Below are 26,942 nucleotides of genomic sequence, written 5' to 3'. Positions count from 1 at the left end.
GGAAAGCGGAGGCTTTCCCTTACCCCACACGCGGGAGAGGGGCAGCTTGCCAACCACGGGTCGCTCCCATCGAACGCCCTTGCGCCAGCGCGAGGGCCGGGCGCGGAGCGGAGGCAGGGGGGGGGCGCTCCTGCTCCGGACCAGGCCCCCGCTCAGGCCCCCGGCCTGGCAACCGCAGCCAGCGCCATGGCAGGCTGCGGCGACCCGTCAGTCCTGTGTGACCACCCTGCCACGCAGCGAGTTGCTGAAGGCCTCGGTGATCAGCACGTCGACGAACTGGCCGATCAAGCGCGGGCTGGCGGCGAAGTTCACCGAGCGCATGTTCTCGGTCTTGCCGGTCAGCTCGTTCGGGTCCTTGCGCGAGGGGCCTTCGACCAGCACGCTCTGCACGCTGCCGACCATGGCCTTGGAGATGCCGGCGGCGTGCTCATTGATATGCGCCTGCAGCCGCGACAATCGGGCGTGCTTGTCGGCCTCGCTGGTGCTGTCTTCCAGGTCGGCGGCGGGGGTGCCGGGGCGGCGTGAATAGATGAAGGAGAAGCTCTGGTCGAAGCCCACGTCCTCGATCAGCTTCATGGTCTTCTCGAAATCGGCATCGGTCTCGCCGGGGAAGCCGACGATGAAGTCCGAGCTGATCGAGATGTCCGGGCGTACCGCGCGCAGCTTGCGGATCTTGGACTTGAACTCCAGGGCGGTGTAACCGCGCTTCATCGCGCTGAGCACGCGGTCACTGCCGGCCTGCACCGGCAGGTGCAGGTAGTTGGCCAGTTTCGGCACGTCGCGGTAGGCGTCCACCAGTGAATCGCTGAATTCCAGCGGGTGCGAGGTGGTGAAGCGGATGCGGCCGATGCCGTCGATTTCGGCAAGGGTGCGGATCAGCAGGCCGAGATCGGCAATCTCACCGTCGCCGTAGGGGCCGCGGTAGGCGTTGACGTTCTGGCCGAGCAGGTTGATCTCACGTACGCCCTGGGAAGCCAGCTGCGCGCATTCGACCAGCACATCCTCGAACGGGCGGCTGACCTCGGTGCCGCGGGTATAGGGCACCACGCAGAACGAGCAGTACTTGGAGCAGCCTTCCATGATCGAGACGAAGGCCGACGGGCCTTCGGCGCGCGGCTCCGGCATGCGGTCGAACTTCTCGATCTCCGGGAAGCTGATGTCCACCTGCGGCTTGTTCTGCTCGCGGCGGGCGCGGATCAGTTCCGGTAGGCGGTGCAGGGTCTGCGGGCCGAACACCAGGTCCACGTAGGGTGCGCGCTTGACGATGGCTTCGCCTTCCTGCGAGGCCACGCACCCGCCGACGCCGATGATGACGTCGCGTCCGTTGGCCTTGAGCGCCTTCCAACGGCCGAGCTGGCTGAACACCTTCTCCTGCGCCTTTTCACGGATGGAGCAGGTGTTGACCAGCACCACGTCGGCTTCTTCGGGGTTGTCGGTCAGTTCCAGACCCTCGGCAGCGGCAAGCACGTCGGCCATCTTGGTCGAGTCGTACTCGTTCATCTGGCAACCGTGGGTTTTGATGTAGAGCTTGCCGCGCGCGCCGCCGGCAACCGTCGGCTTGACGCCGGGCAGGGGAATCAATTCAGGAGTGGTCATTTCAGTAGTCACGGCAAAACCGGCCGTGATCGGCAAAGGGGCAGCTGGCGTCCCGGGCATGGCGCTTATTCCAGACGGGTGGGCGGGCACGCAGCCCATGGGGCTGCATTCGTAGCTGGCTATTGTATCGGGCTGCCGGCCCCAGCACGAAGGCTGCTGCGTCAAATACTTGGCAAGCCCTGGCGAAGCTGGGAGACTCCCCGCCCATGAAGGGGATTTTGGGGATCACCGTCGTTCTTGCTGCTGCATTGGCCGCTTTGCCGACCAGTGCCGGCACGCTGTACAAGTGCATTGGCAGCGACGGGGTGCCCAATTACGTCAGCAAGCGCGTCAGTGGCGCCAGCTGCAGCGTGGTCAGCAGCTACCGGCCCACGCGCGAAGCGCCGCGGTATGTGCCGCCGGCGCCGGTGTCCGCCGCCGTTCCCTCAGCGCCAGCCGCAGCGTCGGCGTTGCCGGTTGGCCAGGTGAGCGAGGCTGGTGCCAGCACCGCCGTGGCAGCGCGCACCGCGCCCACTACGGTGCCGTCCACGCCAGCTCCCGCACCGGTCTCGCCCGGGCGCGCGCAGCGGGTGATCAGTGGGCAGGTCTATTCCTATATGAAGGATGGCGTGCGCCACTACACCAGCAGCCGGCCGGCCCAGGTGGCCAATATCGGCACGGTGCGGACCATCCAGTACAGCTACATCGAGCGCTGCTTCGCCTGCGGTGTGCAGTCGCGGGTCAACTTCGGTTCGGTGCGGCTCAACACCCAGGCCTACAGCACCGAGATCGCGGCGGCCGCACGCGAGTTCGGTGTCGAGGAAGCGGTGGTGCGGGCCATCATCCATGCCGAGTCGGCGTTCAATCCCACCGCGCTCAGCCGCGCCGGCGCCCAGGGGCTGATGCAGCTGATGCCGCCCACCGCGCGTCGCTTCGGGGTGTCCGATTCCTTCGATGCCGGCCAGAACATCCGCGGCGGCGTGCAATACCTGTCGTGGCTGCTGCGCCGCTTCAACGGCAACCTGACCCTGGCGGCCGCCGGCTACAACGCGGGCGAAGGCGCCGTGGACCGTCATGGCGGTGTGCCTCCTTACAAGGAGACCCAGTACTACGTGCAGCGCGTTGCGCAGCTGGCCGACCGCTACCGTGGCGAACAGGCCACGCGTCAGTAAGGTCCACCTCCGTTTCTGTTGCAACAGGCCGTGACAAATTTCGCGGACTGGTGTTTGATCGCGTTGTATGAGCGTTAAGCGTTCCGCTACACTCCGGAACGATTCGATTCAGAGCGGGATGGCCCCCACCAGACCGCTGGCAGCATCTCGCTACCTAATCAATATCGGAGTGCCGGATGGCAAACGATGGGGTAAATGATCCAGTCAACACCGGGCGTCGGCGGTTTTTGACAGCGACCACCGCTGTGGTCGGAGCAGTTGGTGTTGGTTTCGCCGCAGTTCCTTTCATCAAGTCGTGGAATCCCAGCGCCCGTGCCAAATTGGCCGGTGCCCCGGTGACTGCCGACATCAGTGCCCTGCAGGAAGGCCAACGGCTTATTCTGGAGTGGCGCGGCCAACCAATCTGGATCGTCAAACGGTCCAAGGCCATCCTGCAGGCCTTGCCTACCCTGGATGCACGGCTCAAGGATCCGGAGTCCGGCAACAAGGACCAGCAGCCGGATTACGTGCTCAAGGGCAATCCCGAGTTCCGCTCGATCAAGCCGGACATCTCGGTGCTGGTGGGGCTTTGCACGCACCTGGGCTGTTCGCCGGAAATGGTTGCCGAAATCCGCCCCGAGCCTTACGACGCGCAGTGGAAAGGCGGCTATTTCTGCCCCTGCCACAAGTCGCGTTTCGACATGTCCGGGCGCGTGTTCCAGGACGTGCCGGCGCCGATCAATCTGCTGGTGCCGCCGCACCACTATGTGGATGACAACACCCTTGTCATTGGCGTTGATCCGCAGGGAGCAGCCTGATCATGGCCGACAATATTCTTACCCGCACCGTCAGCGGCGTGGCCGACTGGGTCAATGAGCGTGCGCCGGGCCTGGTGCCGGTGTACCGCAAGCACGTCAGCGAGTACTACGCGCCGAAGAATTTCAACTTCTGGTACTACTTCGGCTCGCTGGCGATGGTGATCCTGGTCAACCAGATCGTCACCGGCATCTTCCTGACGATGCACTTCAAACCCAGCGCGGCCGAGGCGTTCGCCTCGGTCGAGTACATCATGCGTGACGTGGAGTGGGGCTGGCTGATCCGCTACATGCACAGCACCGGTGCCTCGCTGTTCTTCATCGTGGTCTACCTGCACATGTTCCGCGGGCTGATGTACGGCAGCTACAAGAAGCCGCGTGAGCTGGTGTGGATCCTGGGCATGCTGATCTACCTGGTGCTGATGGCCGAAGCCTTCATGGGCTACGTGCTGCCTTGGGGCCAGATGTCGTTCTGGGGCGCGAAGGTAATCATCTCGCTGTTCGGCGCCATTCCGGTGATCGGCAATGGGTTGACCGAATGGATCATGGGCGATTACCTGCCCGGCGATGCCACGCTCAACCGCTTCTTCGCGCTGCACGTGATTGCCATGCCGCTGGTGCTGCTGTTGCTGGTGGTGCTGCATCTGGGTGCGCTGCATGAAGTGGGCTCCAACAATCCGGACGGCGTGGAAATCAAGAAGGGGCCAAAGGGCAACCGCTGGTCGCCGACTGCACCGGCCGATGGCATTCCGTTCCATCCGTATTACACGGTCAAGGATCTGGTTGGGGTCGGCTTCCTGCTTACCCTGGCGGCCTTCATCATCTTCTTCGCGCCGGTGTTCGGCGGCCTGTTCCTGGAGCATGACAACTTCACCGAAGCCAACCGGCTGGTGACGCCGGAGCACATCAAGCCGGTCTGGTACTACACGCCGTATTACGCGATGTTGCGGGTGGTGCCGAACAAGCTCGGTGGCGTGATGGTGATGTTCTCGGCCATTGCCATCCTGTTCCTGGTGCCATGGCTGGACAAGGCCAAGGTCAAGTCGGTGCGCTACCGCGGCCCGATCTCCAAGGTGATGCTCGGCATCCTGGTGGTGTGCTTCGTGTGGCTGGGCGTGATTGGTTCCGGCCCCGGCACGGCGATCTGGGAAACCTGGGTAGGCCGCGTGTTGACCTTCCTGTACTTCGCCTTCTTCATCACCATGCCGCTTTGGACGAAGATCGACAGCACCAAGCAGGTACCGGACCGGGTGACGACGCATGACTGACAAGTGGATTGTGCGGCTGGCCTTGGCTGCCGCGATGTTGTTCTGTGCCCCGGCGTTTGCTTCCGGCGGCGGCAAGCTGATGCAGGCCGGCAATGACCTGGGCGACCGCGCCTCATTGCAGCGTGGCGCGCAGGCCTACATGAGTTACTGCTCGGGCTGCCACTCGCTCAAATACCTGCGCTATTCGCGGATGGGGGACGACCTGGGGCTCACCGAGCAGCAGGTGATGGACAACCTCAACTTCACCGGTGCCGCTTACGGCGAGCAGATCCAGGTGGCAATGCCGCACGACGAGGCGACCAAGTGGTTCGGCAAGATGCCGCCGGACCTGAGCCTGATCGCGCGCGTGCGCGGCAGCGACTGGATCTACAGCTACCTCAAGTCGTTCTATGTGGATGAGTCACGGCCGCTGGGCTGGAACAACGCCGTGTTCCCGAATGCGTCCATGCCCAACCCGCTATGGGAGCTGCAGGGCATGCAGCATGCGATTCATGGCAAGGCCGAGCAGGAAGGGTTGGAGCCGCCGGTGGTGGGATTGAAGCTGGCGCACCCGGGCAAGGTGGATCCGCGCAGCTACGACCAGACCGTGCGCGACATCACCAACTTCCTTGAATACGCCGGCGAGCCGGCTGCGCTGAAGCGGCAGAGCCTGGGGGTGTGGGTGGTGTTGTTCCTGGCCCTGCTGACCTTCCTGGCCTATCTGGTCAAGACCGAATACTGGAAAGACGTACATTGAGCCTGGTGTAAGCCTGGGGTGTGCAAGGGGGGCCTTGGCAATTGCGCCCATGGCTTGGCACACTCGGGTAACCGTGGTCACCGTCGGCAATGGGCTGGCGGGGCCTTAAGGTTGGCGGAATCCGACCGATGGAGAGCCTTTGATGGCGGCGAGTGTGCGTATGCGTAATACCCTGACTTTGTTCTCTGCCAACGATGACGCCCTGTGTCACCGGGTGCGGTTGGTGCTGGCTGCCAAGGGCGTGACTTACGATCTGGTGCCGGTCGATGCGCAGAATCCACCGGAAGACCTGATCGACCTGAACCCGTACCACTCGGTGCCGACCCTGGTCGAGCGCGAACTGGTGCTGTACGCGGCCTCGGTGGTCAGCGAGTACCTGGACGAGCGCTACCCGCATCCGCCGTTGATGCCGGTCGATCCGCTGTCGCGTGCGCGTCTGCGCCTGGCGATGCTGCGCATCGAGCATGACTGGGTGCCGCAGGTGCAGGCCATTCAGCTGGGCAACAAGACCCAGTCCGAGGCCGGACGCAAGCGCTTGAAGGAACTGGTGGCGCAATCGGTACCGCTGTTCAAGGCGTCGAAGTTCTTTCTCAATCCGGAAATGAGCCTGGCCGATTGCGCGATGGCACCGATCATCTGGCGGCTGGAATCGTTGGGGGTTGCGCTGCCCAAGGATGGCAAGGCCATCGAGGATTACGGCAACCGCATTTTCCGCCACCCGGGTTTCATCCGCAGCCTGACCGACCAGGAAAAAAAGCTGCGGGAGCTGCCCGGCTGAGGCAACGCCTGGCTGTATCTGAACTTATCGATTGCCGCCTTCGGGCGGCGATCGCGCTTCAATGCCGCGTACACTTATGACATGACTGAAGAAACTTTCCGGATGAGCAGCCACCGGCCGTATTTACTACGGGCGTTGGTGGAGTGGATCAACGATAACGGCATGACCCCGCACGTGATGGTTGATGCCGGCGTGCCCGGCGTGCAGGTACCGAGCAGTGCGGTCAAGGAAGACCGGGTTGTGCTCAATATCGCCGAGCGTGCCGTGGTTGGCCTGCATATCGACAATGATGCGGTGAGCTTCACCGCGCGTTTTTCTGGAACCAGTTTCCCGGTATATGTGCCGATTTCCGCGGTGCTGGCAGTATATGCGCGCGAGACCGGGCAGGGCATGGCCTTGCCCGATGACATCCCCGGTACCGATACCACGCCGGACGATGACGACACGCCGCCGACCGATCCGCCAGAGCGGCCACAGCCGACGGCCAAGCGCCCGTTCCTGCGGGTAGTCAAATAATTCCACCGCCGCCGCAAGGCGGCGGTTTTGTTTTGTGCCGGCTACGCCAATTGCTTTTGTAGGAGCGGCATCAGCCGCGAAGCCGGTAGATCTTCGGGTTGCTGGATGCCCGCGATCGGATGGTGCACCAGCTTCGCGGCTCATGCCGCTCCCACATCTCGGGAGGGTGTATTGGTAAGGCCTCTGCCGAGCATGGCTCGGTACTACCGAAGCGGTCCGCTTTGAGCGACGGGTTGGCCTTGTGGGAGCGGCATGAGCCGCGAAGCCGGTAGACCTTTGGATTGCGGAATACCCGGGATCTGGCGATGCACCAGCTTCGCGGCTGATGCCGCTCCTACAGTTCGGGTATATCGGTAAGGCCTCTGCCGAGCATGGCTCGGCACTACCGAGGCGGTTCGCTTTGAGCGGTGGGTTGGCCTTGTGGGGGCGGCGTCAGCCGCGAAGCCAGTAGACCTTGGGATTGCGGAATATCCGCGATCTGGTGATGCACCAGCTTCGCGGCTGACGCCGCTTCCACATGTTCGGGTATATCGGTAAGGCCCTTGCCGAGCATGGCTCGGCACTACATGGCGGGCTTAGATGTCTTCGGCTTCTTCGGTGCTTTTGCGCAGGCGGCCGATCTGGGCGGCGGCGGGGCCGCTGAACGAGATCAGTTCGCGGCCGCGCAATACCATGCGTCCGGTATGTCGGTCCTGGCCGTCGTAGGAATAGTCGAAACGAAAGCTGCGCTCGAAGCCCAGCCAGCCATTGGGCAGGCGGCACAGGCGCAGCCCGGTGCTGTGCACGCTCTGGTCCAGCCATTGCACGTCAGCGGCGCGGCAGGCATTGCGGCCCAGTTCGGTGGCGCGGTCGGCAGCGGCGCGGGAGCGGTCCCAGAACGCAAAGCCGATCGCGCCGACAATCATCAGGATAAGAAGGGTAGGCATGCCCTCACTTTAGGCGATCCACTCGCCCCTGCGCAGCCCCCGCATCGGTGATGTGTATCCGCGCGCCCGCCAATCTCAGTGGGTGACCGGCACTGGAATGGGCTCGTCCGGAGGCGGCGGCAGTGGCGCGGTGGAGTTGAAGGCCGGAGCCGGGTTGGTGGCGGTCAGCTTCAGCAGTGCGGCCCAGTCCTGTCGGTTGAGGTTGCACTCTTCTTCGTGGCCCGGGGAGCAGTTCTGCTCGATGAGGGAGGTGCTTGCCGACGCAGCATTGGCCTTGGGTAGCTCGATCACGCCGGTGCGGTCGAGCATGAGCTTGCGCATCACCACCGAATTGGCAACGTTGCCGCCGATCAGATAAAGCGTGCGGTCGCCGCCCATATTAGCGCTGACCACGATTTCGCAATGCGATTTCCAGTTGCCGGTGCGGCCGCTGCCCAGTGCCTGAATCAGCCCGCTGTAGTTCAGGGTGCTGCTGCGGTCGCGCAGGAAGCACAGCATGTCACCGGGCGCGGGTTTTTCGCTAGCCGGGTCGGCCAGCCGGTACGGCATGCCGTTGCTGCCGCCCTGATAGGCGGCGCGTATGTAGTCGATATGGCGCGGCGAGCGGGTAAAGCCGGGCACGGCGGCGCGGGTCATCACCCAGGAGATGAAGGCCGCTGACCATGGGTTGTCGATCAGGAACGCGCGGCAGTCGCTGTCGGTGTAACGACTACCGGCCGGTTGTGCGCAGCTGCTGGCACCGGCGATGGCGCCCATCGGGCCCAGCGTGGCGCTCTCGCGCCAGTAGCCGGCTACCCGCTGCCAGGCGATCAGGCCGTTGTCGGCCAGGTGCTCGTTCTCCGCTTCGGTGACGCCGAGGCTGGCGATGCGGCCATCACGGTCGATGAAGGGCCGATACCACAGCCGGTGCTCGCCGCATGCGGCTGCCACGACCGCCTTTGCGACCTCGCTGACGCCATAGCGTGGCGGGATATCGCAGGCTTCCGCTGCCATCGCAGGCAGGGCGGGGAGCAACAAGGTCATGCCGCACAGCAGGTATCGGTAGGCCACAGCAGGCTCCGCGAAAGAGGTTGGGAAAGTGTCGCAGCCGGGCCTGCATGCGCGCCGTGAGTCAGCCCGGTGGTGGACCCAGCTTCAGCGACAGGTCGACGGCCTGCACATGCTTGGTCAGCCCGCCGATGGAAATGCAGTCCACGCCGTCTTCGGCAATGGCGCGCAGGCTGGTCAGGTCGACGCTGCCGGAGACCTCCAGCGGAATCCGCCCGGCGGTAATGCGCACGGCGTCGCGGCGCATGGCCGGGCTGAAGTCGTCGATCAGGATGCGCTCGCAGCCCGCGGCCAGGGCTTCCTGCAGCTGCTGCAGGTCCTCCACCTCCACCACCAGTGGCAGCTTCGGTTGCTGCGCACGTGCGGCGTGCACGGCGGCAGTCAACGAGCCGGCGGCGCGGATATGGTTTTCCTTCAGCATCACCGTATCGAACAGGCCGATGCGGTGGTTGTCGCCGCCGCCGCAGCGCACCGCGTATTTCTGCGCCAGGCGCAGGCCGGGCAGGGTTTTGCGGGTGTCCAGGATGCGCGCCTTGGTGCCTGCCACTGCCGCTACATGGCGCGCGGTGGTGGTGGCGGTGCCGGACAGGGTCTGCAGGAAGTTGAGCGAGGTACGTTCGGCGCTGACCAGGCTGCGGCTGCGCCCCTGCAGAGTCGCCAATACAGTGCCGGCGCTGACGTGATCGCCTTCCAGCACCCGCCAGGCGATCTGCACCTGGGGGTCGAGCGCACGGTGTGTGGCATCAAACCAGGGGCGGCCAGCGATCACCGCGTCCTGCTTGCACAGCAGGTAGGCGATATCGGCGGTATCGGGCAACAGAGCGGCGGTGACGTCGCCGCTGCCGATGTCTTCGGCCAGGGCACGGGCGACATCGGCCTCAATCTGTTCCTGCGGCGGGGCCAGGGGCGGATGCGGCAGCATTATTTGGCCGGGAAGTCGGTGATCTGGGCGGTGGCGATGGCTTCATCGGCGAGCAACACCGGAATGCCGTCATCGACGCGGAATACCTGCTTGCGGTCGCCGGTGATCAGCGCTTCGCGCAGCGGCTGGGCCTGGGCGCTGCCATCGGCGCGGGTGACGGTGCCGGCGCCGATGGCGCGGTTGAGGGCTTCCAGGCCGGCGCTTTCCAGCAGGAACAGCGGCTGGCGGGTGTCGGGGGAAACAAGCAGGTCGAGTAGTTTGCGATCCATCGGGTCGTGGTCTTGCGGGGAAGACGGCTAGAATACGTCTTTGCAGCAGGTGACGGCCAATGACCCCAAACCACCCCGCGCCGCTAGTCGGCATCGTGATGGGTTCCCGCTCGGACTGGGAAACCATGCAGCACGCCGCTCAAAAGCTTGACGCTTTGGGTGTTCCCTACGAAGTGAAGGTAGTGTCGGCGCACCGCACGCCGGACGTGCTGTTCAGCTATGCCGAACAGGCGGGCCCGCGTGGCCTGCGCGCCATCATTGGCGGTGCTGGTGGCGCGGCGCACCTGCCGGGCATGCTGGCGGCCAAGACGGCGGTGCCGGTGCTCGGTGTGCCGGTGCAGTCAAAGGCGCTTAACGGCATGGATTCGCTGCTGTCGATCGTGCAGATGCCAGCCGGGATTCCCGTGGCGACCTTTGCCATCGGCAATGCCGGTGCATCCAATGCCGCGCTGTTTGCCGCCGCCATGCTGGCTGCCGAGCAGCCGCAGATCGGTGCCGCGCTGGAGGCCTTCCGCGCCCGTCAGACCGAAGATGTGATGGCTGCGGACGATCCGCGCCAATGATTACGGTCGGCATTCTCGGTGGCGGGCAGTTGGCCCGGATGATGGTGCTGGCAGGGGCCCCGCTGGGCCTGCGCTTCGTGGTGTTCGATCCTGCCGCCGATGCCTGTGCTGGTCAGGTGGCGCCGCTGCAGGTAGGGGGTTTCGACGATGCCGAGGCCTTGGCTGCATTCGCTGCCAAGGTCGATGTGGTCACCTTTGATTTCGAGAACGTGCCGGCGGCCAGCGCGCACTGGCTGGCTGAGCGCAAGCCGGTGTTTCCGAATCCGGCCGCCCTTGCAGTGGCGCAGGATCGTTTGAGCGAAAAAACCCTGTTCCAGGAATTGGGTATCGCCTTGCCGGCGTTCGCCGATATCCGCAGCCACGACGAACTGGCGGCCAAGGTGGCCGAGTTCGGCATGCCCTGCATTCTCAAGACACGGCGGCTGGGCTATGACGGCAAGGGCCAGTTCCGCATCCGTACCGACGCCGACATCGCGGCGGCATGGCAGGCGCTGGGTGCGCAGGTCGAGAAGACCGGACTGATACTCGAAGGTTTCGTGGCGTTTGATCGGGAAGTCAGCGTGGTGGCCGTTCGTGGCCGCGATGGTGAGTTCCGGGCCTGGCCGCTGACCACCAACTGGCATGTGGACGGCGTGCTGTCCGCCAGCCTGGCACCGGCGGTGCTGTCGGCCGAGCAGCAGGCCACGGCTATTGCCTATGCACAGCGGGTTGCCGAGCGGCTGGACTACGTTGGCGTGTTTGCGCTGGAGCTGTTCTGCCGTGGTGAGGCGCTGTTGGCCAACGAGATGGCGCCGCGTGTGCACAACTCGGGCCACTGGACCAGCGACGGTGCGGAAACCTCGCAGTTCGAAAACCACCTGCGTGCGGTGCTGGGCCTGCCCTTGGGCGATACCCGCGTGCTGGGCCATGCCTGCATGCTCAACTGGCTGGGTCAGATGCCCGACAGCAAGCCGGTGCTGGCCGAATCGGCCGGTCATTGGCATGACTACGGCAAGCAGGCGCGCGACGGTCGCAAGGTGGGCCACGCCAATCTGCGTGATGACTCCGCACTCGCACTGGCGGCAGCATTGCAGCGCGTAGGCGAGGCTTTGGGGCGGCAGGCGCAGGTGGCGCCGGTGGTAGACACGCTGCGCGGCGGCATGACGCCAAACTAAGCATTGCCGGCGTAAGGTTCTCCGGTCCCTACTGGAGAACCTGCCATGCTCGATTGGAATGACTATCGCCGTGAGTTGAAGGGCCGCATCGGCGAGCTTGGCAAACTGTCGCCGGATACCCTCAAGGGCTACCTGACACTCAGCGGCGCCGGTGCCCAGACCAACCATCTGGATGCAAGGACCCGCGAGCTGATCGCGCTGGCGGTTGCGGTGACCACGCGCTGCGATGGCTGCATCACCACCCACGTCGACGCGGCATTGAAGCAGGGCGCCAGCCGCGAGGAGATCGCCGAGGCGCTGGGCGTCGCGGTAGCACTCAATGCCGGCGCGGCGATGGTGTATTCGGCGCGGGTGCTGGATGCAGTAGCTGCGCACGATTGAGCGCGGCCTTAGTTCGCCTCACGTCGGTTCGAATATGTGCCAGTCCTTTGCTGGCGCGTACCGGCCATAGCGGCCAGCAAGCTTCAGGTCCCTTGATCCCGCTCGCGCGCGGATCAGGGTTCAATTGCGGGCTACGGCGCACGCGATCCCTTCGCCAGCAGGCTGGGGTTGGCGCAGGCCAGCTCAGCTCAGCTGTGCCGCCACGAAATCCCAGTTCACCAGCTTCCAGAAGGCCTGCAGAAAGCGCGCGCGCTCATTCTGGTAGTCGCTGTAATAGGCGTGCTCCCAGACATCGCAGACCAGCAAGGGGGTGCTGCTGCCGGTCAGTGGGGTGTTTGCATTGCGCGTGCTGACAATGGCCAGCTTGCCGTCCGGGTGCTGCACCAGCCAGGTCCAGCCCGAGCCGAACACCGCCAGCGCGGCGCGGTTGAACTCCTCGCGCAGCTTCTGCACGTCGCCGAACTGGCCATTGATGCGCTCGGCCAGCGGGCCATGCGGATCGCCACCGGCGCGCGGATGCAGGCATTGCCAGAAGAAATCGTGATTCCACGCCTGTGCGGCCGCCTGGAACAGGCTGCCCTGGCTGTTGCGGACGATTTCCTCCAGCGGCAGCGCATCCAGCTCGGTTCCGGCGATGCGCGCATTCACCGTGTCCACGTAGCCGCGATGGTGCCTGCCGTGATGCAGGTCCAGGGTTTCGGCCGAGATGTGCGGCTGCAGGGCGGTGCGGGAGTAGGGTAGGTCAGGCAGTTGGACGGGCATTGGAGATTCTTTTCGGGGCAGGGCGCCGGGAGTCGGCCGGCTCGGCTTACAATGGTCGACCACGGGAAAGTCTATCCGACCAGGACGGGCCGTTCTTTCGCAGTAGGGAGAATTCGAATGCCGGTGATGGAACAAATCCAGGCTGAGGTGGAGCAACACCCCCTCGTCTTGTTCATGAAAGGTACGCCGCAATACCCGATGTGCGGCTTTTCCAGCCGCGCGGTGCAGGCGCTGTTGGCCGCCGGTGCGATTAACCTGCGCACCGTCAATCTGCTGGAGTTCCCGGAGGTGCGCGCCAACCTGCCGCGCTATTCGAACCTGGCCACCTTCCCGCAGTTTTTCATGCATGGCGAGCTGATTGGCGGCTGCGACATTCTTCTGGAGCTGCTGGAGTCCGGCGAGCTCAAGCGTATTGTTGCCGAGGCCGGGCAAGCGTGAGTGCCCAGCCTCGTGTGGGCGAGGGCGCCGATCTTGCCGGTCGGGTCATTCTGATTGCAGGTGCCGCCGGCGGCCTGGGGGCTGCCGCGACGCGGGCCTGCGCGCAGGCCGGCGCCACCGTGGTGATGCTGGGGCGCAAGGTGGCCAAGCTCAATCGCGTCTATGACAGCGCCGCCCAGCTTGGTCCGGAGCCGCTGCTGTATCCGCTGGACCTGGAAGGCGCCAGCCCCGACGACTATGCGGCACTGGCTGAACGGCTGGAGTCCGAAGTCGGGCGCCTGGACGGCGTGCTGCATTGCGCAGCCGATTTCGCTGGCTTGACCCCGTTCGCGTCGGGCGACCCGGCAGCCTTTGCCCGCGCCATCCACGTCAACCTGACCGCCCGCGCCTGGCTGACCCAGGCCTGTTTGCCGCTGCTGCGGCAGCGTGAAGACGCGGCGGTGGTGTTTGCACTGGACGATATCCAGCGGGTCGGCCAAGCCTACTGGGGCGGCTACGGCGTGGCCCAGTATGGATTGCGCGGGCTTATCGAGAGTCTGCACCACGAGTTGCGCAATGGGCCTGTGCGGGTCTGCGGCCTGCAGCCCGGGCCGATGCGGACCGGCTTGCGCGCGCGTGCCTTCACCCATGAGGAAGACGCGGCGCCGGTGGATCCTGCCCAGTACGCCGACGCTGCCGTGCAGCTGCTCGCCGCCGATGGCGTGGCCTGGCGTGGGCAGGTGCGAGACCTGGCCGGGTGACGATCCTTTCAGCGGCCCTGCTGCTGTTTCTGATCCTGGATCCGCTGGGCAATATCCCGGTGTTCCTGAGTCTGCTCAAGCCCCTGACGCCCAGGCGTCAGCGGGTGGTGCTGGTGCGCGAGCTGTTGATCGCCCTGGCGGTGTTGATGGCCTTTCTATGGGGCGGCAAATACGCGCTGGAGCTGATGCACCTGCGCCAGGAGTCGGTGGCCATCGCCGGTGGCATCGTGCTGTTCCTGATCGGCATCCGCATGATTTTCCCGCGCCCGGAAGGCCTGATGGGCGCGGTGCCGGACGGTGAGCCCTTCATCGTGCCGATGGCCATCCCGCTGGTGGCCGGCCCCTCGGGCATGGCGGCGGTGATGCTGATGGGCAGCAATGAGCCAGAGCGACTTGGCGATTGGAGCCTGGCCTTGCTGCTGGCCTGGGGCGGAACGGCGGCCATCCTGATGTCGGCAACCCTGCTTTACAAGCTGCTCGGGGCCCGCGCGCTGACCGCGCTGGAGCGCCTGATGGGCATGCTGCTGGTCGCAATCTCGGTGCAGATGCTGCTCGATGGATTGGCGACGTATCTGGCATCAATAAGGTAAGTGATTGATTGGCCGTAGGTGGTGCTGCCGCAGTGCAGCATCACTGTCTTATGGCAGTCATAAACAGTCATTACCGTGTTAACCTTATCTTAACCGTTGCGGCTGAAACCGCCTCGGAAGGGACCCCCAAGATTCAAGACGATCAGGCGCTCGGTTGACCCCGGGGCTGATGGATCGCGCTTTTTCTCAATCGCCAACTCGTTTCGAGGCTACCCATAATGAACCACCCGCGTATCAAGATGTCCAAGCTTGCACTTGGTCTTGTCGTCGCACTTGCGGCTGCTCCGGCTTTCGCACAAAGCACCTCTGCCGGCGTCGGCGGTCAGGTCATGAACAACGGCGGTCAGCCGGTTGCTGGTGCTGAAGTTACCATCACCCACGTCGAGTCGGGCACGGTCAGCCGTGCGACCACCGACGCGGCTGGTCGTTACAACGCCCGCGGTCTGCGCGTGGGTGGTCCGTATACCATCACCATCACCAAGCCAGGTGAAGGCACCAAGACCGAAGATGGCGTGTATCTGGGCGTGAACCAGACCGGCACCATCAATGCCCAGCTGACCGGTGATCTGGCAGCTACCAACCTGGAAGCCATCCAGGTCATGGCTATCGGTGGCGGCTCGGAAGTTTTCAGCGCCACCAAGATGGGTTCGGGTACCAACCTGAGCCAGGCGCAGATGGAAGCGCTGCCCTCGATCGGCGGCAATATCCAGGACTACATGCGCCTCGACCCGCGCGTGGCCTTCGTTGACCGTGCCTCGGGCGCCATCTCGGCCGGCGGCCTGAACCCGCGTTACAACTCGATCAACATCGACGGCGTTTCGGCCAGCGACACCTTTGGTCTGGAAGGCAACAACATGACCACCCGGCGTCAGCCGGTGTCGATGGAAGCCATTGAAGCGCTGGACATCAACCTGTCCAACTACGACGTGTCCATTGCCAGTGCTGCCGGTGCAACCGTCAACGCCGTGACCAAGTCCGGTACCAACGAGTTCCACGGTTCGGTCTACGGCACCTACCGTGATGGCGACTGGTTCGGCAACAACCCGGACGGCAAGAAGTTCAACGGCTTCACCGAAGAAAAGACCTACGGCGCCACCTTCGGCGGCCCGATCCTCAAGGATCGCCTGTTCTTCTTCGCCAACTACGAGAAGTTCAAGCAGGCAGCTCCGGGTGCCGACATCGGCAGCAGCGTGCTGGGCAAGGCTGGCGCCAAGTACGGCATGGCTGAAGTTGCCAAGGCGCAGCAGATTGCCAAGGACACCTACGGCATCGATGCCGGCGGCCTGTCCAGCAACGGTGATACCGAGCTGGAAGAGTACGCACTGAAGATCGACTGGAACATCAACGACGATCACCGCGCCAGCGTCCGCTACAGCAAGCTGGACCAGAGCAAGCTGCGCATCAACGGCATGGGCAGCAGCAGCCAGGCTTCGCTGAGCTCGTATTGGTACCAGCAGAACAAGACGGTCGAGAGCTATGTCGGCCAGTTGTTCAGCGATTGGAGCGATAACTTCTCCACCGAATTCAAGGTCTCGTACCGTGATTTCGCGTCCGAGCGCGTAGTGCCGACCAATGCGCCGAGCATCGCCATCTACTTCGACGGCACCCAGTCGCGCCCGACCGGCGACGTGCTGTTCATGGGTACTGAAACTAACTCGCAGGGCAACATCCTGCAGACCAAGACCTGGAACTACTCCGGTTCGGGTAGCTACATTCTCGGCGACCATACCCTGAAGTTCGGCGTCGATTACAGTGACAACGATATCTACAACCTGTTTGGTCGTGCCAGCTGGGGCGTTTACACGTTCCTCGGCCTGGACAACTTCGCCAAGGGCAACTGGGCGAATTACCAGTACAACAAGGAGCGTGCTCCAGGTTCGATCGCGGCCACTTACAAGAACAGCAACCTCGGTCTGTTCGTGCAGGACACTTGGTACGTCAACAACAACCTGACCCTGACCCTGGGCCTGCGTGGCGATCGCCCGGAAGTCAGCCCGGCGCCGCAGTACAACGCCCCGGCGGACGCCTACTTTGGCTATAACAACAGCAAGGTGTTCGGTAGTGGCTTCCTGATCCAGCCGCGCGCTGGTTTCAACTACACCTTCGATTCGGACCGTCCGACCCAGCTGCGTGGTGGTGTTGGCCTGTTCCAGGGTGACGCGCCGCAGGTGTGGATCAGCAACAGCTATTCCAATACCGGCTACAACTACGATTCGTACAACATCAACAACGGCAACCTTACTACGCCGCCGTTCAACTTCAGCCCGGATGGCAGCAATCAGCCGGTCCCGGGTGCGACTCCTGCGGCCCAGGGCGTGAGCTTTGTCGGCAAGGACTTCAAGTTGCCGTCGCTGTACAAGGCCAACCTGGCGTTCGACCACGAACTGCCGTGGTATGGCATCGTGGCGTCGGCCGAGGTGCTGGTCACCAAGACCAAGGATGGCCTGTACTACCAGTCCTTGAACATCGGCAAGGTGGTGGATGGCGAACTGGTGCCGTCCTTCATCGGTCCGGATGGTCGTGACATGTACTGGAACCCGGCCAAGAGCGTCAACGGCTCCTGGACTACGGACGACAACCGCGCTGGTCGTAATAAGGCGTACAGCGACGTCTTCCTGATCGACAACACCGACAAGGGCCGCACCAGCCAGTTCACCGTCTCGCTGAGCAAGCCGTTCACCGAAGGCAGCGACTGGTCCTGGAGCCTGGGTTACACCTACACCGACGCCACCGAAGTGGGTTCGCTGACCAGCTCCACCGCCAGCTCGGGTTGGGGTAACCAGTATTCCTTCAACGTCAACTCGGACACCGAGACCACCTCGCGTTACGAGATCAAGGACCGTGTCTCCGGTTCGCTGGACTGGAAGCACAAGTTCTTCGGTGACTACCAGACCCGCGTTGGCCTGGTGTATGAAGGCCGCAGCGGCCGTCCGTACAGCTACATCTTCAACGGCGACGCCAATGGTGACGGCCGTAACTCCAACGACCTGTTCTACGTGCCGAAGGGCCCGGGTGACGTGCTGTTCGGCGGCTTCGACTCCAAGACCGGCGTGTTCAAGGCCGACCCGAAGCTGGAGGAGCAGTTCTTTGCCTGGTTGGCAGAGAACCCGCAGCTCGCCAAGTACGCTGGCAGCTACGCGCCGGCCAATGGCTTCCGTACCGGCTGGATCAATACCTTCGACATCCGCGTGTCGCAGGAACTGCCGGGCTTCATGAAGGGCCACAAGTCGGAAATCTGGCTTGACGTGCAGAACGTGGGCAACATGCTGAACAAGAAGTGGGGTCAGATCTACGACTACGGCTTCTATGCAAATGCCCGCGGTGCCAATCTGGCCGGCATGGTCGATGGCAAGTACGTCTACGACAAGCTGTACAACGACAAGCCGACCGCCGCCAACGCGGACGCCGATGGTTTCAATCAGGGTGTCTCGCAGTGGTCGCTGCAGCTGGGCTTCCGCTACCAGTTCTGATCGTCTGATTGATCGGATGTAAACCGAAAACGGCCGGGGCGACCCGGCCGTTTTCTTTTTAATGGGGGGAGCGCTAAAGTCGATCGCCAAAGAGGAAGGAGCAGTTGTGGAAATGACCAAGAATGAAGGGCCAGCGAGGGCGCTGCCGGTGCAGGACGCACGTATTTATCCCCGCGGTGGGCTGGATGTGTTATCGCGGACGGAAGTGGCGCGGTTGCGCGACGCCTCCAGTGGCGGCATGCACGAGCTGCTGCGGCGCTGTGCGCTGGCAGTGCTGACCAGTGGCAGCGCCTCGGATGACCCGCGCGCTGCACGCGACCTCTATCCTGATTTCGACGTGCAGGTGACCCAGCAGGACCGTGGCGTCCGCATCGACCTGAGCAATGCGCCGGCGATGGCGTTCGTTGATGGTGAGATCATCCGCGGTATCGCCGAGCTGCTGTTCTCGGTGGTGCGCGACCTGGCCTACATGGCCATCGAACTGGGCCCGGAATACGCCTCCGATCTGGAGACCTCCGACGGCATCACCAACGCAGTGTTCGGCGTGCTGCGCAATGCGCGCATCCTGCAGCCCAGCGACCCCAACCTGGTCGTGTGCTGGGGCGGCCACTCGATTTCCCGCGATGAGTACCTGTACACCAAGCAGGTCGGTTACGAGCTGGGCCTGCGCAGCCTGGACATCTGCACCGGCTGCGGCCCGGGCGCGATGAAGGGCCCGATGAAGGGCGCCACCATCGCCCACGCCAAGCAGCGCAAGACCAACACCCGCTACATCGGCATCACCGAGCCGGGCATCATCGCGGCCGAGTCGCCGAACCCGATCGTCAATCACCTGGTGATCATGCCGGACATCGAGAAGCGCCTGGAGGCCTTCGTCCGTCTTGGCCACGGCATCATCGTGTTCCCGGGCGGCGTGGGCACCGCCGAGGAAATCCTGTACCTGCTCGGCATCCTGCTGCGCGAGGAAAACAAGGATCTGCCGTTCCCGCTGATCCTCAGCGGCCCGGCCATCGCCGCGCCTTACTTCCAGCAGATCGACCGTTTCATCCGCTTGACCCTGGGTGACAAGGCTGCAGAGCGCTACGAGATCATCGTCGGCGAGCCGGTTGGCGTTGCCCGGAAGATGTCGCAGGGCATCAAGCGGGTGCGCGAGTTCCGCCTGGCGCATCGCGATTCGTTCTTCTACAACTGGCAGGTGGAGATCCCGCTGGCCTACCAGCAGCCGTTCGTGCCTACCCACGAGGCGATGGCGGGCCTGGACCTGCACAAGGGACGCTCGGCACCGGATCTGGCCGCCGACCTGCGACGTGCGTTCTCCGGCATCGTCGCCGGCAACGTCAAGGAAGAGAGCATGGCCCGGATCGAGGAATTCGGCCCGTTCAAGATCCACGGCGATTCCGAGATGATGCAGGCGCTGGACGAACTGCTGCGCGCCTTCGTCGAGCAGCGCCGGATGAAGATTTCCGGCGAATATCACCCTTGTTATCAGGTGGTTGCCTGATCAGTGCGGTAAAACAGGCAGGGTGATGGTGGTGATGTGGCGGCCGTTTTCAACGCGGGTTGTTACATCGCCCAACCCGCCGGTCATGGCCTGGATGCGCGCGCGCGAGGATTCAAGCCCCACCTTGTGGCCGGTTCTCAGGTTGGGGGCGCCGGCAGGGGGTAGGGCGTTCTCGATGGTGATGTTGAGTGCGTTTGCCAGCTGTTGCATGCGAACTTGTATCTCGCCGCCTTCAGGCGATGGCTCAACCCCGTGGCGGATCGCGTTCTCGATCAGGGGTTGGATGGAAAGCGTCGGCACACGTTGCTCAGGTATGGGGGCAGGTAGATGCCAGTGAATCTGCATGCGGTCGCCGAAGCGCAATCCTTCGATTTCGGCGTAGCGCTGGGACAATGCTATTTCCTCACTCAAAGGGATCGTGCGTGGACCGGCGAGTGCCGCTCGGAACAGGTCGGCAAGGTCCAGTAGCAGACGCTCGGCATCCTGTGGGCGTTGATGGACCAAGGCAGCGCCGGTGTTGAGGGTATTGAACAGGAAATGGGGGCGAATGCGGGCCTGGAGTGCTTCCAACTCGGCTTGTTTGGCGCGCACCGCCAGTTGCCTTAGACGCCAATGGCTTTGGAAGGCGATAAGCGCTACAAGGCCTATCAGCAGCGCCATTGTGCTCAGCTTTGCCGCAAATATCGCCCAGCCTTCCGGCGGGGCAAGCCACGTGTCTTTCAGCAGGACCGTTGCCAGTGCCGTGACCAGCCAGGTACTGCAAAGCAATGCCATCAACGCTACCACCGAGATCTGCGTTGGGCTGCTGCGGCGCAGGTGTCGGCGCGCGATGTAAAGCAGGGCAAGCGATGCCAGGGCCACCCATTGGATGGTGAACGAGGCCAAGCCGAAGTAGGTGAGGAGGTCGACGCGTGCACTTTGGGACAAGGTCAGCAGTGCGGCCAATGCCTCGCCAGCCAGCATGATGCGGATGATGGTCTGCGCCTGGGAGAGTGGGTCCAGAGGGTTCAGTTCTGCCGGCTGGGGCGTGGACATGCGGCGTTGGTTTCCGTGGAAGCAAGGGGAGTGCGAACTAAGCCATTCATGCGCCGGATCGAGCCGTTCATCCCTGAACTGGTGGAGTGGCTGGTCTCCAGCAAATAGAGTAAGCCGTCCATATGGGGAAAGGGTATGCCCAGCATTCTTCCAGCAGCTGAACGCGCGTCGGCGCATGGCCGTGTCCGAGGCTTCAGCCTGGTCGAACTGATGGTGACGGTGGCCATCGCGGCCATCCTTTTGGCGATCGCCACTCCGTCGTTCCGTTCTATCATCAATTCCAACCGTTTGACCAGCCAGGCCAACGAGTTGGTCGGCTCGCTGCAGCAGGCACGCAGCGAGGCTATCAAGCGCAATACGCGGGTATCGGTCTGCGGCAGTGCCGATGGCGCGAACTGCGGCGGTGGCTGGGGCACGTGGTTGACGGTCATCGAGTCTGACAGCACGGTGCTGCGGGTAAACCAAGCCAAGCCCCCGGTCCAGGTGACTTCGGGTGTGCAGCGGATCACCTTTCGTCCTGATGGCTTGTCCAGTACAGCCGTCAATAGTGCGGTGACTTTCTGTATTCCAACCGGAAGTCCGGCAGATAACCAACGCACTGTCACCCTCGCTTCGGCTGCGCGTATCGCCAGCAGCCGGGTGAATGGTGGCGGTGCGTGTCCTTGAACTGAGGTCAGGGTAGATGAAAATTGGAAACGCCTATTCCCGCAGCGCAGCTCCGCCCCGCCGACTGGCAGGCTTCAGCTTGATCGAAGTGATGGTCTCGGTATTGGTGCTGGGGGTTGCGCTGCTCGGCATTGCCGCCATGCAGGCCACCGCTTTGCGAAACGGGCAGAGTTCGCTGGAGCGTAGCCAAGTGGTTGCATATTCGTATTCGGCGATTGATGCGATGCGCGCCAATCGCCAGGCAGCGCTTGCAGGTGCCTACAACACCGATGGCATGGAGTGCACAGTGCCAGCTGGCGGCACGCTGGCCCAGAATGATGTGAGCCGGTGGATCCAGTCGTTGAAAAACGGCATGACCAGCGATCCTGACGACGAGAGCATCTGTGGGCAGATTTCGTGTGTGGCGGGCGTTTGTACGGTGACTGTGCAGTGGGATGACACACGCGGGAGCAAAAGCGATGCGGCGGCCGACAATGTCGAGGGTGGCGCGGAGCGTCAGGCGCAAACGGTGGTGAGGCTATGACGCGGATGCGTGCAATTCGAATGAAATCACCCGCCGGAATGGCGGGCATGACCCTGATCGAGCTGATGATCGCAATGATCATCGCTCTGATCGTACTGGGCGCGGTGGTAATGATCTTCGTGTCCAGTCAACAGGCTTATCGGACTACGGACGGACTGGGCAAGGTCCAGGAGAACATGCAGTTCGGTTTCGAGATGATGAGCAGGGATATCCGTGAAGCGGGGGGCAACCCATGCGATATCGGTTTGCCGGTTGCAAACGTGGCCGACCTTGGTGGCGCCAACTGGTGGAGTACCTGGTCGCAGGCGGTGAATGGTTATGACAACGGCAGCTTGACTGGCTCCGTCGCGGGCAGCGACGCATTGCAGCTGCTGTTGGTCGGCGATGAGCTGGCCAACGTGTCGTCCCAGACAGGTACGGTTTTCACCGTGGACAAATCCACTGGTCTGGCCGCCAACGACGTGCTGATGGTCTGCGATACCCGGCAGGTTGCCGTATTCCGCGCGGGCCCGGTCAGTGCTACCACGATCAGTCATGCCAACACGGGCAACTGCAGTACCAGCTTGAACGTGCTGCCGGCCCCCTGTAACGCTGCGGCTCCCGCTTACCTTTATCCGAAAAACTCGGTGATAAGCAAACTCAATGGCGTGCGCTGGTTCGTGGCCAGCAACGGCCGTGGTGGAAGCTCGCTGTTTCGTGTCCTCAATGGCGGCGCGCGTGAGGAAATGGTCGAGGGTGTTTCAGACATGCAGCTGGAGTACCTGCAGGACGCTGCCACTACCGATTATGTGGCTGCAGGCGCAGTCGCGGGCTGGCAGGACGTGACGTCGATCCGTATCACCTTCACCGTCAACAGCGACAGCCCGGTGGGCAGCGGTAATGTCCCGCTGACGCGTCAGTTGGAGCAGGTGGTTACCTTGAGGAATCGTGCGCAATGAACATCAATAATCGCGTGGACGTCTGCGCCACCCGGCAACGGGGCGCGAGTCTGCTGGTCGTACTGCTGATCCTGATCGTGATCACCCTGATTGGCCTCGCAAGCATCCGCGGCACGCTGCTGCGCGAGCGCATGAGCGGCAATATGTATGACCGCAGCCTGGCGTTCCAATCGGCGGAGTCCGCCTTGCGTGAAGCCGAGGTTGCGGTTCGAGCCGCCGTTGTGGCGGGCAGCTCGATCGGTACCGACTGCAGCGTGGCCGGTGTGGTCTGTCCCATACCGCCAGCCGGTACCTATACCGGCGGTGGCGCCGGCTGGGTCAATGGCACGGCAACCCAGAGCCAGGCAGCTGGCCGCCCGCAGTATTTCGTCCAGTACCTCGGGCAACGCGAGAGCACGGATGAGCTGCAGCAGAATCAGAGTGCCAACGCAAACCAATATGGCGGTGGTGGCGGTGTGACCCTGGAGTCGTTCTATCGCATCATCGCGCGCAGCCACGATCCAGCCACAGCGGCGGATCGCGCGGTCGTCGTCCTGCAATCCAACATCACGGTCAAGTAAGTACCGTCGCCATGGGGCTCTGAAAGATCATGAATACTTATCCCGGCACTAAAAACAAACAGCCAGGCCTGATCAAAAGCAGGTTCGGCGGTATTGCCATTGGACTGTTCGCGGCCGTTTGCTCAATGAGCGCGCCTGCGGTGGAAATCGCACAGTCGCCGATGTTCGTCGGCAGCGACGTTCCCGGCAACCTGGTGCTGGTGCCTTCGGTGGAGTACCCGACGCTGATCAGTCAGGCGAATATCGGCAACTACGATAGTTCTCGTCGTTATTCGGGTTATTTCGATCCCAATAAGTGCTATCTGTACAACTACAGCAGCATCGAGACGGATCGGTATTTCTACCCGACCGGGGCAGCCAGCTCATTCAATTGCCCCACTGACAAGCAGTGGAGCGGTAATTACATGAACTGGGCTGCTACCCAGACCATCGATCCATTCCGCTCGGGTCTGACCGGTGGCTATCGCGTAGTCGATACGCCGACAACGACCATTCTCGAGAAGGCCAGGCATCACGGCTCGGGGCTGTTCCCCAACCGCGCGATCTCCAATGCAACCTCGGTCAAGAATCTGACCGGTGCGACCTGGAACAGCCTTACCGTCAAGATTGAAGGTCTTGGCAATCGCATGCGCTTCACTTCAAGTGGCGACTTGAATACCACTAGTCCAGTTCCCTATGACCCTTCGAAGCACACTCTGACACCCTCGGGCAAGAACAGTGATCCCGGCGTTGTCTATGAAGTCAGCGTCCGTGTGAAGGTCTGCGATGTCAGTGTGGGTCTGGAAGCCAATTGCGTTCGCTACGGCAGCAATTACAAGCCCGAAGGTTTGATCCAGGAGTACTCCAAGCGCATCACGTACAGCATTTTCGGCTTTCTCAACGAGTCAGGAAATCAGCGTAATGGTGGTGTCCTGCGTGCTCGGCAGAAGTTCGTTGGTCCCCAGACCCATTACCCTGAAGCGGGCATCCTTGCCAACACGGCCAGGGAGTGGGACCCCGCAACGGGCGTGCTGGTGCGCAACCCCAACCCGGCGGATGCGAGTGCGACGGCAGCCACCGGCATCCTGGACAGTGGCGTCATCAACTACCTCAACAAGTTTGGTCAGATGACCACCGCTTCGCCCAAGAGCAATGACCCGGTCAGCGAGTTGTACTACGCGGCCCTGCGTTATTTCCGTGGGCAGGGCAACCTTGCCGAGTACACCAATAACATCAATTACACCTTTGCCGATGGATTTCCGGTCATCACCGATTGGGACGATCCGATCCGCTATTCCTGTCAGGTGAACGCGGCGCTGGGCATTGGTGACGTCAATACCCATGAAGATCGCAATATTCCAAATACGCCTGACAAGGATCTGGATCTGGCGATCAAGTACACGCAGAAGATCTTCGATCTCGAAGGCATTACCACCAAGGCAAACGCTGGGAGTTTCAGTGGTCGCGGCAATTCCGCTTTCATCGCGGGTCTGGCGTACTACGCCAACACCAATGACATCCGTACCGATGTGGCTGGAAAACCCAATACGCTTGGCAAGCAGACCCTGTCTACTTATTGGGTGGACGTGCGCGAGAACCAGATCCTTGAGCCGAAAGCAACCAACCAGTATTGGCTCACCGCCAAATACGGCGGCTTTGATGTTCCTTCGCAGGACTTCGATCCGCTGACCACAACCGGTCTGGCGACGTCGTGGTGGCACACCAATCTGGATTACCTGACCAGTGGCTCCGGCGGCGGGGTCACCAGTACGGTCAACACCTATCCGCGCCCTGACAACTTCTACGTGGCCAGCGAGGCCGACAAGATGGTGGCCAGCCTGCGCCAGGCCTTCGAGTCGATCGCACGCAAGGCTGAAGGTTCAGCCAGTTCGTTCGCCAGCAACTCGACCAAGCTCGAGGCCGGTGCGCGTACCTTCCAGGCGCAGTTTGTCACTGGCCAGAATCGTGAGTGGGCTGGGCGTTTGTTTGCCTACGACGTGAACACGAGTACGGGTGCGTTGACCCAGGCCTGGTCGGCGGCTGATCAGTTCCCGATCTGGGGGCCGAACAACGCGACTACGGGTGCTCGGCAGATCTTCTACAACAACGGCGGCACGTTGGCTGGTTTCCAGGGGACGGTTGGCGGTCTGTCCTCTTCAGTGGTGAATTACCTGCGCGGGGACCGGTCTGGTGAGAAGAGCAGAGGTGGCGCCTTCCGCAATCGTTTGAGCTTGCTGGGCGATATCGTTAATTCGCAGCCGGTTTATGTCGGCGCGCCCAACCCTCGTCTGTACACCAACAGCTCGTTCGCTGGTGCGACGGGTTATGCGGCTTTTGCTTCCGGGCAGTCTACGCGTACACCGATTGTTTACGTTGGTGCCAATGACGGCATGTTGCACGCGTTCAACGCCAATACCGGTAAGGAAGTGTTTGCATTTGTGCCGACCGAAGGCATGTCCAAGCTCTCGGGTGCACTGGGGTTCACTGACCCAGCATATGAGCACGCGTATACCGTTGACGGAGCGATGACTGCGGCCGACTGGTACGACGGTGCCAAGTGGCGGACTGCGTTGATCGGTACGATGGGGCGCGGTGGCAAGACCATCTTTGCGCTGGACGTCACCACCCCTGCGACGCCCAAGATGATGTGGGAGGTCAGTGACGCATCTCTTGGCAACAATCTGGGGCAGCCGATCATCTCGCAGGTCAGCAATGGCGAATGGCGCGTACTGCTGGGCAATGGCCCGAACAGCGCCGATGGCATCGCCAAGTTGGTGTCAATCAATATCACCACCGGCAGCGTTTCCACCATCTCGACTGCGACCGGTACTGATAATGGTCTGGCTGGTATCAACGCATGGTCAGCGGCGGGTAATGGGCTGGTCGACACTGTGTATGCCGGCGACATGAAGGGCAATCTGTGGCGCTTCAAGCTCTCCGATGGCAGCGTCAGCAAGCTGTATGCCGCCGGTGAAACCAAGCCGTTCACCGCTGCGCCGCTGGTCGCGGTCAACCCGAAAACGCTGCAGACATGGGTGTTCGCAGGTACTGGTCGTTATCTCAACTCGGCTGACCGAGCCAACAAGAACGTTCAAACCTGGTATGGCTTGATTGACAAGGGAGTGGCTATTTCGGGTGGATTGGAGGAGGTCAGTATTCTTGATGAGGGTGTGATCGGTGCTTACGATGTTCGCGTGATCGAGCGTGTAGCTGCGGTGGGGGAGAATGGCTGGTACATGAATCTGGTTCCTTCCACTGGCGTTGCCCAAGGTGAACGCATGGTCGTACCGAACTTCTTCCAGGGCCTGACGCTTATTGGCACCACTCGTATCCCTGATTCGGCCGACGTCTGTAGCCCGACCGGCAAAGGCTACACCATGGCGATCGATCCATTTACCGGTGGACGCCTGTCTGGTGGGTTCTTTGATGCCAATGGTGATGGTGTGGTCGACGGCAAGGATTCGTTGGACGGTACGCCTGTGTCCGGTATCGGCTATGGCAGCAGTCCGAATAACCCGATTTTCATCGGTGACAACATGTACACCAGTCTTGATGATGGCACTTATGCAAAAACCAAGACCAATACCAATAACGGCAACATCAAGCGTGTTTCCTGGCGTGAGTTGATGGGGGATTGAA

At 62.6% G+C, this 26,942-nt stretch carries 26 protein-coding genes; 19 read left to right on the top strand and 7 right to left on the bottom strand.

What is annotated here, in order from left to right; genetic code table 11:
* Positions 1-207 precede the first annotated feature (207 nt).
* Positions 208-1,656, bottom strand: coding sequence for a tRNA (N6-isopentenyl adenosine(37)-C2)-methylthiotransferase MiaB (gene miaB / locus BCV67_RS02845; protein WP_062166380.1), 1,449 nt, complete (start codon positions 1,654-1,656; stop codon positions 208-210).
* A gap of 146 nt (positions 1,657-1,802) precedes the next feature.
* On the opposite strand from miaB, the gene BCV67_RS02840 reads away from it, so the two are divergent.
* From BCV67_RS02840 to BCV67_RS02815, 6 genes are all read left to right on the top strand, one after another.
* Positions 1,803-2,747: a lytic transglycosylase domain-containing protein gene (locus BCV67_RS02840; RefSeq protein ID WP_062166379.1), complete on the top strand. Its 945-nt coding sequence runs from the start codon at positions 1,803-1,805 to the stop codon at positions 2,745-2,747.
* Positions 2,748-2,923: 176 nt separating this feature from the next.
* Entirely contained in the window at positions 2,924-3,544 is a 621-nt protein-coding gene (gene petA / locus BCV67_RS02835; RefSeq protein ID WP_057629370.1) for a ubiquinol-cytochrome c reductase iron-sulfur subunit, read from the top strand.
* A 2-nt stretch (positions 3,545-3,546) separates the two neighbouring features.
* The gene (locus BCV67_RS02830) at positions 3,547-4,809 is read left to right on the top strand and encodes a cytochrome b (protein ID WP_062166378.1); all 1,263 of its coding nucleotides are present in this window, start codon (positions 3,547-3,549) and stop codon (positions 4,807-4,809) included.
* Positions 4,802-5,545, top strand: coding sequence for a cytochrome c1 (locus BCV67_RS02825; RefSeq protein ID WP_062166377.1), 744 nt, complete (start codon positions 4,802-4,804; stop codon positions 5,543-5,545). Before BCV67_RS02830 ends, BCV67_RS02825 begins: the two co-directional genes overlap by 8 nt.
* Positions 5,546-5,687: 142 nt before the next feature.
* Positions 5,688-6,323 (top strand): glutathione S-transferase N-terminal domain-containing protein, encoded by a 636-nt coding sequence (locus BCV67_RS02820; RefSeq protein ID WP_062166376.1) that lies wholly within the window; start codon positions 5,688-5,690, stop codon positions 6,321-6,323.
* A gap of 81 nt (positions 6,324-6,404) precedes the next feature.
* On the top strand, positions 6,405-6,839 hold the full coding sequence (locus BCV67_RS02815; protein WP_062166375.1) for a ClpXP protease specificity-enhancing factor: 435 nt from the start codon (positions 6,405-6,407) through the stop codon (positions 6,837-6,839).
* Between the two features lie 575 nt (positions 6,840-7,414).
* Here the strand turns inward: BCV67_RS02815 and BCV67_RS02810 are convergent.
* From BCV67_RS02810 to BCV67_RS02795, 4 genes are all read right to left on the bottom strand, one after another.
* Complete coding sequence (locus BCV67_RS02810) at positions 7,415-7,765, bottom strand: DUF3301 domain-containing protein (RefSeq protein ID WP_062166374.1); 351 nt, start codon at positions 7,763-7,765, stop codon at positions 7,415-7,417.
* 75 nt (positions 7,766-7,840) lie between these two features.
* Complete coding sequence (locus tag BCV67_RS02805) at positions 7,841-8,788, bottom strand: DUF2272 domain-containing protein (protein WP_062171367.1); 948 nt, start codon at positions 8,786-8,788, stop codon at positions 7,841-7,843.
* A gap of 88 nt (positions 8,789-8,876) precedes the next feature.
* Entirely contained in the window at positions 8,877-9,734 is an 858-nt protein-coding gene (gene nadC / locus BCV67_RS02800) for a carboxylating nicotinate-nucleotide diphosphorylase (protein ID WP_062166373.1), read from the bottom strand.
* Positions 9,734-10,003: a Trm112 family protein gene (locus BCV67_RS02795; protein ID WP_057629362.1), complete on the bottom strand. Its 270-nt coding sequence runs from the start codon at positions 10,001-10,003 to the stop codon at positions 9,734-9,736. The genes nadC and BCV67_RS02795 overlap by 1 nt, the downstream gene beginning before the upstream one ends.
* Positions 10,004-10,062: 59 nt before the next feature.
* On the opposite strand from BCV67_RS02795, the gene purE reads away from it, so the two are divergent.
* Genes purE through BCV67_RS02780 form a run of 3 tightly spaced genes read left to right on the top strand, consistent with a single transcriptional unit; the run spans position 10,063 to position 12,101 of the window.
* Positions 10,063-10,566: a 5-(carboxyamino)imidazole ribonucleotide mutase gene (gene purE / locus BCV67_RS02790; RefSeq protein ID WP_057629361.1), complete on the top strand. Its 504-nt coding sequence runs from the start codon at positions 10,063-10,065 to the stop codon at positions 10,564-10,566.
* Positions 10,563-11,720 carry a 5-(carboxyamino)imidazole ribonucleotide synthase gene (locus BCV67_RS02785; RefSeq protein WP_062166372.1) on the top strand — a complete coding sequence of 386 codons (1,158 nt, stop codon included), beginning with the start codon at positions 10,563-10,565 and terminating at the stop codon, positions 11,718-11,720. Before purE ends, BCV67_RS02785 begins: the two co-directional genes overlap by 4 nt.
* Positions 11,721-11,765: 45 nt before the next feature.
* Positions 11,766-12,101 (top strand): carboxymuconolactone decarboxylase family protein, encoded by a 336-nt coding sequence (locus BCV67_RS02780; RefSeq protein ID WP_062166371.1) that lies wholly within the window; start codon positions 11,766-11,768, stop codon positions 12,099-12,101.
* A gap of 183 nt (positions 12,102-12,284) precedes the next feature.
* Here the strand turns inward: BCV67_RS02780 and BCV67_RS02775 are convergent, their stop codons facing one another.
* Positions 12,285-12,863 carry a superoxide dismutase gene (locus BCV67_RS02775; protein WP_062166370.1) on the bottom strand — a complete coding sequence of 193 codons (579 nt, stop codon included), beginning with the start codon at positions 12,861-12,863 and terminating at the stop codon, positions 12,285-12,287.
* Positions 12,864-12,980: 117 nt separating this feature from the next.
* On the opposite strand from BCV67_RS02775, the gene grxD reads away from it, so the two are divergent.
* From grxD to ppnN, 5 genes are all read left to right on the top strand, one after another.
* On the top strand, positions 12,981-13,301 hold the full coding sequence (grxD, locus tag BCV67_RS02770; protein WP_062166369.1) for a Grx4 family monothiol glutaredoxin: 321 nt from the start codon (positions 12,981-12,983) through the stop codon (positions 13,299-13,301).
* Positions 13,298-14,041, top strand: a complete 744-nt coding sequence (locus tag BCV67_RS02765) for an SDR family NAD(P)-dependent oxidoreductase (RefSeq protein WP_062166368.1) — start codon at positions 13,298-13,300, stop codon at positions 14,039-14,041. Before grxD ends, BCV67_RS02765 begins: the two co-directional genes overlap by 4 nt.
* Complete coding sequence (locus BCV67_RS02760) at positions 14,038-14,631, top strand: YhgN family NAAT transporter (RefSeq protein ID WP_062166367.1); 594 nt, start codon at positions 14,038-14,040, stop codon at positions 14,629-14,631. The genes BCV67_RS02765 and BCV67_RS02760 overlap by 4 nt, the downstream gene beginning before the upstream one ends.
* A 218-nt stretch (positions 14,632-14,849) precedes the next feature.
* Positions 14,850-18,101 carry a TonB-dependent receptor gene (locus BCV67_RS02755; RefSeq protein ID WP_231732441.1) on the top strand — a complete coding sequence of 1,084 codons (3,252 nt, stop codon included), beginning with the start codon at positions 14,850-14,852 and terminating at the stop codon, positions 18,099-18,101.
* A gap of 112 nt (positions 18,102-18,213) precedes the next feature.
* Positions 18,214-19,602 (top strand): nucleotide 5'-monophosphate nucleosidase PpnN, encoded by a 1,389-nt coding sequence (gene ppnN / locus BCV67_RS02750; RefSeq protein WP_062166366.1) that lies wholly within the window; start codon positions 18,214-18,216, stop codon positions 19,600-19,602.
* On the opposite strand, the gene BCV67_RS02745 is transcribed toward ppnN, so the two are convergent.
* Entirely contained in the window at positions 19,603-20,637 is a 1,035-nt protein-coding gene (locus BCV67_RS02745; protein WP_062166365.1) for a sensor histidine kinase, read from the bottom strand. It abuts the gene before it with no gap.
* A gap of 135 nt (positions 20,638-20,772) precedes the next feature.
* Here BCV67_RS02745 and BCV67_RS02740 point away from each other — a divergent pair, with 135 nt between their 5' ends.
* From BCV67_RS02740 to BCV67_RS02720, 5 genes are read left to right on the top strand one after another with little or no spacing between them, the layout of a single operon-like run.
* Positions 20,773-21,303 carry a GspH/FimT family pseudopilin gene (locus tag BCV67_RS02740; RefSeq protein ID WP_062166364.1) on the top strand — a complete coding sequence of 177 codons (531 nt, stop codon included), beginning with the start codon at positions 20,773-20,775 and terminating at the stop codon, positions 21,301-21,303.
* Between the two features lie 16 nt (positions 21,304-21,319).
* Positions 21,320-21,826 carry a type IV pilus modification protein PilV gene (gene pilV, locus BCV67_RS02735; RefSeq protein WP_062166363.1) on the top strand — a complete coding sequence of 169 codons (507 nt, stop codon included), beginning with the start codon at positions 21,320-21,322 and terminating at the stop codon, positions 21,824-21,826.
* A 47-nt stretch (positions 21,827-21,873) separates the two neighbouring features.
* Complete coding sequence (locus BCV67_RS02730) at positions 21,874-22,764, top strand: PilW family protein (RefSeq protein WP_156455738.1); 891 nt, start codon at positions 21,874-21,876, stop codon at positions 22,762-22,764.
* Positions 22,761-23,324 carry a pilus assembly PilX family protein gene (locus BCV67_RS02725; protein ID WP_062166361.1) on the top strand — a complete coding sequence of 188 codons (564 nt, stop codon included), beginning with the start codon at positions 22,761-22,763 and terminating at the stop codon, positions 23,322-23,324. The genes BCV67_RS02730 and BCV67_RS02725 overlap by 4 nt, the downstream gene beginning before the upstream one ends.
* Positions 23,325-23,353: 29 nt before the next feature.
* Positions 23,354-26,941 carry a pilus assembly protein gene (locus tag BCV67_RS02720; RefSeq protein WP_231732440.1) on the top strand — a complete coding sequence of 1,196 codons (3,588 nt, stop codon included), beginning with the start codon at positions 23,354-23,356 and terminating at the stop codon, positions 26,939-26,941.
* Position 26,942 lies beyond the last annotated feature (1 nt).

Origin of the sequence: Stenotrophomonas nitritireducens, assembly GCF_001700965.1 — a bacterium.
In the GTDB taxonomy this organism is placed as follows: domain Bacteria; phylum Pseudomonadota; class Gammaproteobacteria; order Xanthomonadales; family Xanthomonadaceae; genus Stenotrophomonas; species Stenotrophomonas nitritireducens_A.
The sequence above is the reverse complement of the archived record's forward strand: the minus strand, read 5'-3'. Positions and strand labels throughout refer to the sequence as shown.

Excerpts from the sequence above, each read along its gene's own strand:
- BCV67_RS02755 (WP_231732441.1), top strand. The coding sequence starts at position 14,850 with ATGAACCACCCGCGTATCAAGATGTCCAAGCTTGCACTTGGTCTTGTC.
- BCV67_RS02730 (WP_156455738.1), top strand. The coding sequence starts at position 21,874 with ATGACCCTGATCGAGCTGATGATCGCAATGATCATCGCTCTGATCGTA.
- BCV67_RS02720 (WP_231732440.1), top strand. The coding sequence starts at position 23,354 with ATGAATACTTATCCCGGCACTAAAAACAAACAGCCAGGCCTGATCAAA.
- BCV67_RS02780 (WP_062166371.1), top strand. The coding sequence starts at position 11,766 with ATGCTCGATTGGAATGACTATCGCCGTGAGTTGAAGGGCCGCATCGGC.
- nadC (WP_062166373.1), bottom strand. The coding sequence starts at position 9,734 with ATGCTGCCGCATCCGCCCCTGGCCCCGCCGCAGGAACAGATTGAGGCC.
- grxD (WP_062166369.1), top strand. The coding sequence starts at position 12,981 with ATGCCGGTGATGGAACAAATCCAGGCTGAGGTGGAGCAACACCCCCTC.
- miaB (WP_062166380.1), bottom strand. The coding sequence starts at position 1,656 with ATGCCCGGGACGCCAGCTGCCCCTTTGCCGATCACGGCCGGTTTTGCC.
- BCV67_RS02805 (WP_062171367.1), bottom strand. The coding sequence starts at position 8,788 with ATGACCTTGTTGCTCCCCGCCCTGCCTGCGATGGCAGCGGAAGCCTGC.
- BCV67_RS02840 (WP_062166379.1), top strand. The coding sequence starts at position 1,803 with ATGAAGGGGATTTTGGGGATCACCGTCGTTCTTGCTGCTGCATTGGCC.
- petA (WP_057629370.1), top strand. The coding sequence starts at position 2,924 with ATGGCAAACGATGGGGTAAATGATCCAGTCAACACCGGGCGTCGGCGG.
- BCV67_RS02725 (WP_062166361.1), top strand. The coding sequence starts at position 22,761 with ATGAACATCAATAATCGCGTGGACGTCTGCGCCACCCGGCAACGGGGC.
- BCV67_RS02745 (WP_062166365.1), bottom strand. The coding sequence starts at position 20,637 with ATGTCCACGCCCCAGCCGGCAGAACTGAACCCTCTGGACCCACTCTCC.
- BCV67_RS02830 (WP_062166378.1), top strand. The coding sequence starts at position 3,547 with ATGGCCGACAATATTCTTACCCGCACCGTCAGCGGCGTGGCCGACTGG.
- BCV67_RS02785 (WP_062166372.1), top strand. The coding sequence starts at position 10,563 with ATGATTACGGTCGGCATTCTCGGTGGCGGGCAGTTGGCCCGGATGATG.
- BCV67_RS02815 (WP_062166375.1), top strand. The coding sequence starts at position 6,405 with ATGACTGAAGAAACTTTCCGGATGAGCAGCCACCGGCCGTATTTACTA.
- BCV67_RS02795 (WP_057629362.1), bottom strand. The coding sequence starts at position 10,003 with ATGGATCGCAAACTACTCGACCTGCTTGTTTCCCCCGACACCCGCCAG.
- purE (WP_057629361.1), top strand. The coding sequence starts at position 10,063 with ATGACCCCAAACCACCCCGCGCCGCTAGTCGGCATCGTGATGGGTTCC.
- pilV (WP_062166363.1), top strand. The coding sequence starts at position 21,320 with ATGAAAATTGGAAACGCCTATTCCCGCAGCGCAGCTCCGCCCCGCCGA.
- ppnN (WP_062166366.1), top strand. The coding sequence starts at position 18,214 with ATGACCAAGAATGAAGGGCCAGCGAGGGCGCTGCCGGTGCAGGACGCA.
- BCV67_RS02820 (WP_062166376.1), top strand. The coding sequence starts at position 5,688 with ATGGCGGCGAGTGTGCGTATGCGTAATACCCTGACTTTGTTCTCTGCC.
- BCV67_RS02810 (WP_062166374.1), bottom strand. The coding sequence starts at position 7,765 with ATGCCTACCCTTCTTATCCTGATGATTGTCGGCGCGATCGGCTTTGCG.
- BCV67_RS02740 (WP_062166364.1), top strand. The coding sequence starts at position 20,773 with ATGCCCAGCATTCTTCCAGCAGCTGAACGCGCGTCGGCGCATGGCCGT.
- BCV67_RS02825 (WP_062166377.1), top strand. The coding sequence starts at position 4,802 with ATGACTGACAAGTGGATTGTGCGGCTGGCCTTGGCTGCCGCGATGTTG.
- BCV67_RS02775 (WP_062166370.1), bottom strand. The coding sequence starts at position 12,863 with ATGCCCGTCCAACTGCCTGACCTACCCTACTCCCGCACCGCCCTGCAG.